The following is an 11,362-nucleotide window of genomic DNA, read 5'->3' on the forward strand; positions in this document are numbered from 1 at the left end:
CTTGTTGGCATTCTCTTTAGAAACCGGAGATCCCTTCAGACTCATAATTTGCTGAATCTTTTGCTCCCGCGAGTAAGGATGCAATGACATGCGCCGAACCTCCCGCTGAGCAGCCATGCTGTTCTTCCGGTGAAAATCGTTTATATATAAGTTGCCTACTGACAAACTGTTCTGCATAAAGATCAAGTTTTACCAGACCTTCGGGCGTAAAACCTCCTTTGATGATAGCATCCATGGATGTCCAAAAATCTGAGTTGTTCATATATCGAATATTCTTATCGTGCAAATATAGCTTTTTTTTCTTGTAAGTTCCAAATCTATATTTTAAAGTTCAACTTCAACAAGATAAACCATGTGTGTCTATGGAACTATTCTTCTTATCATACTCCTCTCTGACTTTCTTCGGCAAATTGGAGAACACAAGATTGTATGCCCTCTGGATCCAGTCCTTAACTTGCTTGTCATCAACCTGCTCAAGACAGATATCACTCCAATGCTTCTTATTCCAATGGAAGGCAGGCCGAACACCATCATAGTGCTCGCGTAGCACTTCTGCAAAATCAGGCTCCAACTTGACTGTAATTTTAGGCTCTTCGGCATTTAGCCCTATAGCCATAAATATCTTCCCTCCTACCCGGAATGTCAGCACATCCGGTCCGAAAGGCATATCTTCCGTTACCCAAGGCAACTTCAATGCGTTTTCTCTTGCTTCTTCAATATTCATCGCTTATCAGATTTTTATAGTAACCATTGAACCATACCACATAGTAACTTATTGTCGCTATTCTTTTATTGCTATCACTGTCCCAAACTTCATGAACGCATAAACGCATTCCACATGTTTGAAACCAGCAGCCTTTAACATTGTTAAAGTCGATGATACACTGTTTTCACGATCCAGTTTCTTACGTTTCAGCCATTTTGCTTTCGCTTCCGGAACGATGCCACTATGATCAATGTAATTCATCCACCAGTCATTATACGCCTTGTCGATGATTCTGGAATCTGAACAAAACTGGTCAAGGTTAATAAATACGCCACCAGGAGGTAACGATTCGTATATAGATTGATACAACTTTTGTTTCTCATCATCTTCCAAATGATGAATGGATAGAGCTGAACAGATGATATCACACCCCTTCTTAATGCCGTCAAAATAGTCTTCAACCCGGAAGTCAAAATTGCCTAACCCGGAGAATCTCTGTTTGGCTACCTCCAGCATGTCTGTTGACAGGTCCACCAGTGTGAAATGAGCATCCGGATAAAGCAGATACAGTTCTTTGGTAAGTAAACCTGTTCCTGCACCTAAGTCTGTGATATTCACAGCATCTCTTTTAATGTCCTTCAATAGACTTACTGACCTGACATAGTAGTCATCAAAGCAAGGAATAAAACACTTTCTGTCCTCATCATATTGTTTGGCTATCGAGTCAAACTGGTCTCTTATATCTTTCGTATTCATATCTCTCCTTTAATCCATTATCTGATTATTATTTATTCAGATACTCTTCGTCCTTTACCAGAATTTTCTCGATCTTGCCTACATACATCGTATGGAAGTCGCTTTTGGGATAGTTCTTGCCTATTGTCTCATTACTGATGAATCCGCTCTTCTGCAACGGTGAAGCATATACTTTCTTGCAGATGAATACCATTTTGGCTTCTGCAAAGTAAATAGGGTCCGCTGAATAAGTTGATTTAACATTTATTTCATTGATTATCAGCAAGATACATGATGTAATATTTGGTCAATTCACGGAAAATTTGTAACTTTGAGTGTTAAAAGCAAGCAAAAATGAAGTTCAAATCACAAAACCGGGAGCTGACACTTGAAGCATTCCGATCCTCTCTTGAGGATCTCCCGAAGAGCAACCGGTGGGTAAAGCTGGGCGACACCCTTCCCTGGGAGAAGATTGAAAAGATCTATAACAGCCGTTTGCATAATGTCCATAACGGAGCGGGCAACAAGCCGGCGCGCATGATCATCGGCGCCCTTCTTATCAAGCACAAGCTGAGCCTTTCAGACGTGGAGACCATAGAAGCCATCCGTGAGAATCCTTACATGCAATACCTGCTGGGACTGTCTGCCTACACGGACCAGCCGGTCTTTGACCCCTCTCTTTTCGTGTCAGTCCGCAAGCGTCTGGGCATAGAGGATTACAATGACATGAGCGAATCACTTCTTAAGCTTCAGGTCAGGATGTATGACAAGAAGCAGGAGGAAGAAGAGGACAATCAGGGGAAAGGCAGGAACGATAAAGGAGGAGTAACTGATGAATCATCCGATAAGCCGTATTCCGGCACAAAGCCATCATCCCCGAAGCCGAATGAAGGCCTGATGAAGATAGACGCGACATGCTCGGACTCGGAAGTACGGTATCCGACGGACCTGGACCTCCTTAATGACGGCGTAGAGGTCATAGACAGGATACTGGACCGTTTCTGCAGGATGACAGGCCTTCCCCGTCCGGAAACCCGCCTGAAGGAAATCCATTCCCGGTATCTGAACGTCATCAAGCTGCGGAAGAAGCCGAAGAAGAAAGTCAGGGAATGTATGGAATACATGCTTGCCCGCCTCAGGAGGAACATCGGTACGGCCCTGGAGACATTCGGCAAGGCTGACAGCAACTACTTCTTTTCGCTTAAGCCGCGTGACTGCAGCCTGTTCTTCACCACGATAAAGATGTGGAAACAGCAGAAAGAAATGTTTGTTAATCATGTCCATGTATGCAAGGACCGGATCATCAGCCTGTACCAGCCCTTCGTAAGGCCGATAGTCAGGGGCAAGGCAAAGGCGAAGACAGAATTCGGGGCAAAGATAGGCGTAAGCGTGGTGAAGGGATACACGTTTATCGACCACCATAGCTGGGATGCCTATAATGAATGCGACGATCTCATGCTTCATCTTAAAGCATATAAGAAAAGGTTCGGAAATCTTCCTGCCAAGGTGGAAGCGGACAAGATCTACATGAACAGATGGAACCGTCAGATTCTCCGTCTGCTTGGAATAGAAATAGGCGGGAAACCTCTGGGCAGGCCGTCAAAGGAGCAGAATACGAAAGAATATCACGACCTTATGGCAAGGAATGTCGGTGAAAGGAATGAAGTGGAGGCAACCTTTGGAACGGGCAAGCGGATCTACAGGGCAAACAACATCAGGGCAAAACGTGCTGATACGGGAGCTTCATGGGTTGGTGCGTGCTACTTCGTGAAAAATATAATGAAGTTCTTCAGGGAACTTCTTTATGCCCTTATTGAAATGATGGAAATTATCAAAATAATCCCGGAAAATACCGGGATTATTAGAAATCAAAGTCGGGTGGCCGAGAAAACTCCGGTTCTCGCCATCGGCTGATGAAAATAAATCAGCGGACCCTAAATAGAATTATCAGCAAAAATTTTGGTGAGCCCGGCCTTGGCGATCTTATCCTCATCCCGACCTGATACACTACCCAGATAAGCCATCTGCTTTTTGAATGACTTATCCATCACACAAAGAGTAAAATATTCCTCTTTATCTACAAAAGTCTTGGTGTAGCGCGAAGGACGCAAATAAATAATGGCTGTCGGATCATTATTTCCCCAAAGACATCCCAGATGTCCCCAACTAATGGTCATCGTATTACAACCATCCTGCTCATTACCGGCAGATACTAACATCCATTCTTTACCCAGTAGGTTGAACGGATTGAATTTCATGTCCTTATAATTAACTTCTTTCATGACTGTATTTTTTTATTGTTCGGAAATCATCTGTTAGTAATACTTTTCCCTGAGCCTTTTCGACAGTCTGATCAAGACATGACGGTAGGATTCTACTTTCATATTATTTTGTTTGCGAAAAACCTTCTTTTCTCAGAATCTCTGTCAGACGCTGGCGACAATCTCCCTGGATAATAATTTCCCCGTCCTTGACAGAACCTCCCACACCACACTTTTGCTTCAATAGTTTGCAGAGAGTACTCATATCCTCTTCTGAACCGACGAAGCCTTTCACGAGGGTCACAGTCTTGCCACCACGTCCTGCACGTTCCATATTCAGTCGTAATTTCTGCTGATTCCTCGGTAATGTATGAGATTCTTCCTGAGCAATTTCAGAATAGTCGAAATCAGGATTCGTTGAATAAACTACGCCAACACGCTTCTTTCGGTCAACGTCCTTCTTCTCTGTCATGCCCGCATCGCTGGTTTCTCCAAGAGCAGCCAAAGCACTTTTCCAATCTGTTCCTGTCATTTTCTTATTCATTTCTCATTCCCCTCTTTTTAGGTTTTGAACTTTGCCGGATCACATCATCGATACTAGTATATTTTCTTTGCGAGAAAAGTTGGTCAAAACCTGAATCCTGACCAATAGCCAGAGCTATTCTGATCAAACTCTCCAAAGAGACAAGACCTGTTCTCTCAAATCTCCGATAACTGCTCAAGTTCACTCCGGAACGCCGGCACATTCCCTCTTGTGTAAGGTTCATTTCGAGCCTTCTTGCCTTGACCCGACTTGCCAAAGCCTTGGCTATTTCGACAGGAGTCCGATCATTAACAGATAATATTTTATCAATTATTGCCATTTTACCCCATTAACTGCTCATATATTATCAATTACAAATATATGCAAAAAAGGGATACGCTCCAAATATTTTAAGGAAAAAGAGAGCAAATCAAAGCGCCAATCTTCTATTATAATATTATAAATTCATCTGTTTCGAAAGAGGTAAATTTTGAAAATACGGCACATTTTTACTACCTTTGCAATCTCCAAACAATAACAGCATCAAGATTATGCCCAGTACATTGATCCCTACTCTACTCTTGCAGATATTAGTCATAGGCTATACCCCCGGACCGGCCAATATCTATACTCTTGCCATGGTCTTACGCCATGGTAAAAAGAAAACCTTGATCATGTGGTTGGGATTACTGGCAGGATTCTCGATAGCCGTATGCGTTATGGCGATATTGACTCATCTGATAGGTATTGCCTTCGGCCAATATGTAACTTACTTAAAGTATTTCGGTGCAGCCTATATCGTATATCTGGCCTATAAGATATGGAAAGACAGTGATCATCCCCAGAAAAACGGACAAGACTGTACCTTTATCAGTGGAATGATCGTACAACTGACCAATGCCAAGATGTTACTGTTTGACCTGACCGCATTCAGCACTTTCGTATTACCCTACTCAAGCCGGTTGATCGACTTGCTGGAAGTTGCTACATGGCTGCTGATTGCCGGTCCCGGAGCGAATCTCGCCTGGCTATTGGCCGGAAGTTATCTCCGCAGATTCTTCATCAATTACAAACGTCGTATAGACCACATTTGTGCCATTGCCCTCTTTCTCTGTGCTATCTATATGATCTTGTAAAACAAGACTGTAACAATGAAGGCACAAGACTTATCATCACCTTGTCCATAAGAACGGTGAGTAAACTAATGGACTGATCCTTCATCCGACTCTTGAGGTAAGTATATAGACGATGATAGTCGGTGAGTTCTTCGTTATCCAGGTCCTCAAAGTTGAGAGAGATGATATGGTCCGGCAATATATGGTCCTCACTTTGCAATTGCTGACCGAACATTTCCAACAAGGTAGACTTACCACTACGCCGGATACCTGTTATAACCTTGACAACAGGTTGGTTCTTCCATTTCAGAAGTTGTGAGAGATAGGTTTTGCGTATAATCATAATCAAGAAAAATGAAATCTATTGCAAATATAGGTATAATTTTCAAGAAAAATGAAATCTATTGCATTTTCAACATGTTTTTTCTTTAATGATGAAAATCAGTTCATTTTCAAACTTGGGTCCTTTGTTACAAGCAATAAATGCTTTTACTGACTAATATAAGTTGGTAAAATGAAGACAAGGGAAGAATACATATCGCTGATTAAAAACCATGCTGATGAGATGAAACATCAACTTGAGCAGAAATCACTTTTCTTGTTTGGTTCCATCTCACGAAATGAACAAAAAGAAAAGGCATTTACAACTTCTCTAATATGGCAAGACGCCTACTTATCAATTCCTTGTATTTTTCTTTCTGTTGCTCCGTAATGAATGATGCATCAATACAAGTGAACCATTTGTCTTTAAGGGTTCTGAAACGATACAAAAGTCTCTTAGCTACCTGTTCTGACACTCCCGTTACCTCCATAGCCTCCATAAAGTCCATTGCGAGCAATTTCTTTTGAAAGCCGTTGAGTGAAAGAGCCAGTTCTTCTGTGTCTTCAGGCATGACTATAGCAGTTGACACTTGATCATAAGTGGGTGTCAGGACATATTTTCCATTCTTGGGACTATATAAGGAAAAGTTCTTCAAGTGCATATCAGCATTGCCTACAATCCAAGAAAACACGACCTGCTCCCAATAGTTGATAATATCCAGTTTGGCAGCGCTCGAATACTGCTCTATCAAGCGTGTAATCATTTCATAACTACCCTGGTATTTCTGTTCAGTCAGTTTTCCAGACAACTGGCACATATCTTCCATTGGCAATTTCTTACCCTCTCCAGTACGGTCAATTCTGCGAGTAATATAGTTCAACTCTCCATCTGGAAATCGGATAAGGGCATGAGGTACGGTTGGAATCCTCGCAATATCAGCAAGATGCATGGTAAGGTCTTCTATCTCCGGGAGGCAAACGAACTTTTCGGTCTGGGGTTTCAAGATATACCTGCCCATCACTCCGACGATAATCAGTCGCTGAGCATTCCCATTTTCATCATGCTCCAAGTCCATTGACAATTTGGCCTGAACACCTGTCACTGCAGTCCGATTCTCAATCACTACCTGAGCCAATTTGTTGATATCTTTCCGAGAATAAGGGAGCACGGGAGCTGTTGTGCCAAAGAATTTCTTAGCACATTGTGGATGATAGTCCACTTCTCCAGCACGCAAAGGCTGATAACAGCATAAACATCTTTCCATTATTCCATATCTTTGACAGGTTCCACACTAATATTTCCAATACAATCACGGCAGCATGTAAGCAACAGCGCCATACGGTCACGACGATTGATTTTCCAATTACGCTCAGCGATATTAAGCATCCAACCTTCGGGGATCAATCCATCAAAGAAAGAAAACAACACATTATTATGGTACGACTTTTCGCGCAAAGGCAAAGTAAGACTTACCGGCAAGGCATTCATCCTTGACAAATAGTCCGGATCATAAGCGAATATATATCCTGTTTCATCCTCTGTGAGGATTCCAGCCATAACACCACTAACCAAGACTTTACCCTGTCTCATTTGTCTTTCCTCCTTTCCAAAGGTACAGCACCTAATTGTAAATTGAACATTTCGAGTACCTGGTTCACCTTGTCCATACGGACAGTAGGCTTGCCCTGCTCCAGTTCCCGAAGGAAACGGAGACCGACGCCAGACTTGAAGGCGAGGTCTTGCTGGGTAAGGTTATACTCCTTGCGGAGTGCCTTGATTTGTTTGGATAGACTTGTTGATTCCATGCGATTATACCTTTTCGGGACAAATATAAGTAAAACAGTCGGAATAAACAAAGAAAAGAACCGAAAGGGTATATTTAAGGGTTCTATTTGGCATTTTACACCCGATATGGTATAAACAAAATGCCAAAGACACGATTAGAAATGATGTCTTTGGCATGAAGTTATCAAGGCAAAAGGACCTTAATACAATTTATCTGACTATCGTAACTTTATAAGAAGCGATAGGAATCATATTCATCAATACTTTCTTCTTGTCTATTTTTTCAAGGAGAGATTTCCTAAATGAACATCTGTTCCACCAACAATCTGAATACCAGACTTAATGACTGTAATATCCTTAGTGGATAGATCTTCAACTTTCAAATCATAAGTACCACTGAACAATCCATGTAACTTGAAATAATTGTTCTGTAAGGTATCTGATAGAGTGGAAATTGTGTCATTGGCAGATGTTACGGTAAAGACTCTCATCGCAATATTTGATGGTAAGATATTGCCGTCTATAGCAGAAGAATTGGCTGTTATATATGCACGGACAACAGGTTTCAATGAATAAGAACCACTATTGCCTTGCTTTACAATGGAACGTGAAGCATCAAAATCTATCATTACTTTGTAACCACTAGTCAACTGAGCAACTGACTGGACATTTAATTTCAGTCCAGATGTTTGTGCGCTCGGTGTTTTCAATGAAACGACCTTGCCATCATTGAGAACCAAAGTATTGTCGTCTCCCAAGATCAAGCGGATTTGCTGTACTTTTGTTCCGGCATTGAATTCCACGTTTGACAGTAACGAATCTTTCCCATTCGAAAAATGCAGCAAGTCAATCGTGCAAGGTTTTACGTCCAATTTTGTCCACGTTTCCCCATCTAAAGAGCATTCTACGGACTGGATGTCGATTTTTACAGATTTATATCCTTCAAGAGAAGGAGCATCCGTCAAATAAAAACCAACCTGCGCATTGCTTTTCTCGGAGTTGTTGTCACTACTGCTACTACAAGAATATAGTCCGATAAGCAACAAACATAATAAGAAGAGTTTTAGTTTCATGATTATTATTCTTTTTTGTTATTATATTATTTACGAAATAGGCGAAAAAGGACATTTAAATCAGACGAAAAGGATATTTTCAGTATATTCTTACCTTGCATTATTCTATTACGTTATATAAAATGTTACGGTTATATTTTTCGCAGCAAATGTATGTAAAATAATTGGAACAAACAAAGAAAAGAACCGGAAGTATATATTCAAAGGTTCTGTTTAGCATTTTGCACCCGATATGATATAGGAGAATGCAAGAACCAATTATATTGATTCATTTTGGCCTCGTCACAGAAGCAAACTGACCACACTACTACAAACAGGAAACAAGTTTTATTTTATTCGTATAATTTACGAATACCAAAAGAAAATGATTATCTATCCGATAGTAAACAGTTAGTTTTTATTCAGGACTTGGAAATATAATTTTCCCGGGCACCAGAAATCATAACTTCTAAATTAAAATTCTCTATTAATGATACAAAAATACGTTTTTTTATGGACTTATGCAAGAAAAGCATTATTTTTGTAATCGTCTGAGGATCTCTAATAAAACCGGATATCCACTTAAAGAAGAAACAATCTACGACTATCAATTCATATTTAAAGACTATGAAAAAGAAACAAATTCTATTATTAAGTGCTTTGTTCCAGTTTTGCCCGTTTATGCTGGCATGTGGTAGTTCAACCGTTCAATTACCATCGATCAACAGTACTAAAAGTTACGACATTACCGATTATGGTGCTTCAACTACAGCCTTAGACAATGCGAATGCCATACAACAGGCCCTGAATGCCTGCAAGAATGATGGAGGCGGCAAGGTCATTATTCCAAAGGGAACTTTTATAAGCGGCCCCATTGTCATCGGTTCTAATACCGAACTCTTCCTCTCTAAAGACGCTATATTGCAGCCTTTAGCTTACGGCACATATCCCACCACCGTTTCTAACTCCAACCAATACCCTGATTTTATCAGTGCTGACAGTGGCTCCTCCAATCTGATCATTGACGGTACTGGTACGATCTATGGTAATGGGCCAGCATGGTGGGCAGCTTATGATGCGACCAAGAAAAAATTCAAGCGAGGAGCCCTGATCCGTTTAAACAAGTGCTCAAATATTTTAATCCGTGATATTACGTTGAGAGATGCACCCGGATCACATATCACTATAGGAAGTGGTGGCAATTCAAACAATGCTGCCATCCGTCATATCACGATCAACACGCAAGTACCTTCACATAACACAGATGGTATTGATATCTGGGCTTCTCACGTCGATATTGATAGTTGTTATATTTCTGACGGGGATGATGATGTGGCTATTGACAGAGGTTTACAATATATCAGAATCACCAACTGTAGCTTTGGTTACGGACACGGTACGTCTGTCGGCAGCTATACCACTAATGTCAAACATGTTCTGATCGATAACTGTACCTATGAAAACACCGATAATGGAGTCCGTCTGAAATCTAATACGGATCGGGGCGGAGGTGAAGAAGATTTCGTCTTCAGCAATCTGACGATGAATAATGTAAAGAGTCTGATTTATATCGACTGTTATTATGACAAACAATATTCTACACCTGTTAATGATAAAACTAATGCCAAAGCAGTAACCCCTACAACACCGTCTTTCAAGAATATAGTCTTTAAGAATATCAAGGGTACTAGTACCTATAAAAAGAATAATGCCATTTTCATTTATGGACGTCCCGAGCAGCATGTCAGGAATATCACATTTGACAACGTACAGCTCACCGCTCCAACAGGGGCTGTTATTAATTTTGCTGACAGTGTAGTATTCAAAAATGGATCTTCAATCACGGCAGGAACAGGCAACTCTATTTCTTCTACGTATGATGCCGATATTACCTGGAACACTACACAAACTTCTAAAATCAGTGCCTCTTCCGTCCCAAATGCAGATCATAGAACTAAATATACTACCTCGGGCAAGAAAGTCTTAGATAATGATAGACATTGATATTCCGTTCCTTTTACCTCATTCCAACTCCAATTATAGGGGTTGATTGCCAGAACTATTTGCGAGGAATGCGATCTTTAGATACTTTGTTTGCACAAAGTTAATGTGTATAGAGAGCAATTGTACTTATGGGTATTATCTGCAACCTTATGAACTATACTACTACAAAACAGGAAACAAGTTTTATTTTATTCGCATAAGTTGTGAATATCAGAAGAAATGGTTATCTTTGCGATAGTATATAAAAGACAAATAAAATGAAGACAAGAGAAGAATACATATCGCTGATTAAAGACCAAGCTGATGAGATGAAACATCAATTTGGACTGAAATCACTTTTCTTGTTTGGTTCCGTCTCACGAAATGAACAAAAAGAAGGAAGTGACGTGGACGTATGCGTGGATATGGAGCCGAAGATGTATCTTGTCGTCCGTCTCAAACGTTTTCTTGAACATCTTTTACAGTGTCCTGTGGATGTTGTCAGGATGCATAAACACATGAATACTTTTCTAAAAGAAGAAATAGAGCATGATGGAATCTGTATCATTAAATAAAAGGGTCTATTCCACTTTTGTACAAATTAGAACTGCTATTCAACAGTTGAAAGACTAAAAAAAATTACACGTACTGCTGCAATACTTTAAAAAAGGATATCTGCGGAAGAATAAGGCCTCTACCTAAAATCAGGTATCTATATCATTGACCATAGATTAATACTTCCCTACTGCTTTAGCCAGCTTATTTTGATTACCAAAAACATTTGCTAAAAATGCTATCTTTAGACGGTTGCGTCTCTTAAAATTATTTAATTACGTCTGTAAATCACTGAACATCAATTTTAGTTAGCCGAAGATGCCTG

At 40.5% G+C, this 11,362-nt stretch carries 15 protein-coding genes and 1 pseudogene; 4 read left to right on the forward strand and 12 right to left on the reverse strand.

What is annotated here, in order from left to right; translation table 11 throughout:
- Nucleotides 1-16 precede the first annotated feature (16 nt).
- From ACYRYG_RS04280 to ACYRYG_RS04295, 4 genes are all read right to left on the reverse strand, one after another.
- A complete protein-coding gene (locus tag ACYRYG_RS04280) occupies nucleotides 17-262 on the reverse strand; it encodes a hypothetical protein (protein WP_460197733.1) in 246 nt (81 codons plus the stop codon).
- 75 nt (nucleotides 263-337) lie between these two features.
- Nucleotides 338-724, reverse strand: a complete 387-nt coding sequence (locus tag ACYRYG_RS04285) for an MmcQ/YjbR family DNA-binding protein (protein WP_460197735.1) — start codon at nucleotides 722-724, stop codon at nucleotides 338-340.
- A gap of 57 nt (nucleotides 725-781) precedes the next feature.
- On the reverse strand, nucleotides 782-1,462 hold the full coding sequence (locus ACYRYG_RS04290; protein ID WP_460197736.1) for a class I SAM-dependent methyltransferase: 681 nt from the start codon (nucleotides 1,460-1,462) through the stop codon (nucleotides 782-784).
- A 28-nt stretch (nucleotides 1,463-1,490) separates the two neighbouring features.
- Nucleotides 1,491-1,655, reverse strand: a complete 165-nt coding sequence (locus ACYRYG_RS04295; RefSeq protein WP_460197738.1) for a hypothetical protein — start codon at nucleotides 1,653-1,655, stop codon at nucleotides 1,491-1,493.
- Between the two features lie 140 nt (nucleotides 1,656-1,795).
- Between ACYRYG_RS04295 and ACYRYG_RS04300 the strand changes: the two genes are divergently transcribed.
- Nucleotides 1,796-3,355 (forward strand): IS5 family transposase, encoded by a 1,560-nt coding sequence (locus ACYRYG_RS04300; RefSeq protein ID WP_460197739.1) that lies wholly within the window; start codon nucleotides 1,796-1,798, stop codon nucleotides 3,353-3,355.
- Between the two features lie 23 nt (nucleotides 3,356-3,378).
- Here the strand turns inward: ACYRYG_RS04300 and ACYRYG_RS04305 are convergent.
- The 3 genes and pseudogenes from ACYRYG_RS04305 to ACYRYG_RS04315 all read right to left on the reverse strand — a co-directional run.
- Nucleotides 3,379-3,723, reverse strand: a pseudogene (locus ACYRYG_RS04305) (flavin reductase); the annotation flags it as partial.
- A 103-nt stretch (nucleotides 3,724-3,826) separates the two neighbouring features.
- Nucleotides 3,827-4,174 (reverse strand): translation initiation factor, encoded by a 348-nt coding sequence (locus tag ACYRYG_RS04310; RefSeq protein WP_298673209.1) that lies wholly within the window; start codon nucleotides 4,172-4,174, stop codon nucleotides 3,827-3,829.
- Nucleotides 4,175-4,238: 64 nt separating this feature from the next.
- Nucleotides 4,239-4,565, reverse strand: a complete 327-nt coding sequence (locus ACYRYG_RS04315; protein WP_293432767.1) for a helix-turn-helix domain-containing protein — start codon at nucleotides 4,563-4,565, stop codon at nucleotides 4,239-4,241.
- A gap of 211 nt (nucleotides 4,566-4,776) precedes the next feature.
- Here ACYRYG_RS04315 and ACYRYG_RS04320 point away from each other — a divergent pair, with 211 nt between their 5' ends.
- Complete coding sequence (locus ACYRYG_RS04320) at nucleotides 4,777-5,361, forward strand: LysE family translocator (protein WP_460197740.1); 585 nt, start codon at nucleotides 4,777-4,779, stop codon at nucleotides 5,359-5,361.
- Here ACYRYG_RS04320 and ACYRYG_RS04325 read toward each other — a convergent pair.
- From ACYRYG_RS04325 to ACYRYG_RS04345, 5 genes are all read right to left on the reverse strand, one after another.
- Complete coding sequence (locus tag ACYRYG_RS04325; RefSeq protein WP_460197741.1) at nucleotides 5,342-5,683, reverse strand: AAA family ATPase; 342 nt, start codon at nucleotides 5,681-5,683, stop codon at nucleotides 5,342-5,344. The two genes, ACYRYG_RS04320 and ACYRYG_RS04325, sit on opposite strands and share 20 nt — an antisense overlap.
- A 298-nt stretch (nucleotides 5,684-5,981) precedes the next feature.
- A complete protein-coding gene (locus tag ACYRYG_RS04330) occupies nucleotides 5,982-6,926 on the reverse strand; it encodes a HipA domain-containing protein (protein ID WP_460197742.1) in 945 nt (314 codons plus the stop codon).
- Nucleotides 6,926-7,252 carry a HipA N-terminal domain-containing protein gene (locus ACYRYG_RS04335; RefSeq protein WP_460197743.1) on the reverse strand — a complete coding sequence of 109 codons (327 nt, stop codon included), beginning with the start codon at nucleotides 7,250-7,252 and terminating at the stop codon, nucleotides 6,926-6,928. Before ACYRYG_RS04335 ends, ACYRYG_RS04330 begins: the two co-directional genes overlap by 1 nt.
- The gene (locus ACYRYG_RS04340) at nucleotides 7,249-7,467 is read right to left on the reverse strand and encodes a helix-turn-helix transcriptional regulator (protein ID WP_293423312.1); all 219 of its coding nucleotides are present in this window, start codon (nucleotides 7,465-7,467) and stop codon (nucleotides 7,249-7,251) included. Before ACYRYG_RS04340 ends, ACYRYG_RS04335 begins: the two co-directional genes overlap by 4 nt.
- Before the next feature lie 255 nt (nucleotides 7,468-7,722).
- The gene (locus tag ACYRYG_RS04345) at nucleotides 7,723-8,520 is read right to left on the reverse strand and encodes a DUF4382 domain-containing protein (protein WP_460197744.1); all 798 of its coding nucleotides are present in this window, start codon (nucleotides 8,518-8,520) and stop codon (nucleotides 7,723-7,725) included.
- Nucleotides 8,521-9,126: 606 nt separating this feature from the next.
- Here ACYRYG_RS04345 and ACYRYG_RS04350 point away from each other — a divergent pair.
- Together ACYRYG_RS04350 and ACYRYG_RS04355 are read left to right on the forward strand one after the other, a co-directional pair.
- The gene (locus ACYRYG_RS04350) at nucleotides 9,127-10,503 is read left to right on the forward strand and encodes a glycoside hydrolase family 28 protein (RefSeq protein ID WP_460197745.1); all 1,377 of its coding nucleotides are present in this window, start codon (nucleotides 9,127-9,129) and stop codon (nucleotides 10,501-10,503) included.
- 257 nt (nucleotides 10,504-10,760) lie between these two features.
- Nucleotides 10,761-11,057, forward strand: a complete 297-nt coding sequence (locus ACYRYG_RS04355) for a nucleotidyltransferase family protein (RefSeq protein WP_460197746.1) — start codon at nucleotides 10,761-10,763, stop codon at nucleotides 11,055-11,057.
- The last annotated feature ends 305 nt before the right edge of the window (nucleotides 11,058-11,362 follow it).

This window comes from Segatella asaccharophila (assembly GCF_054687055.1).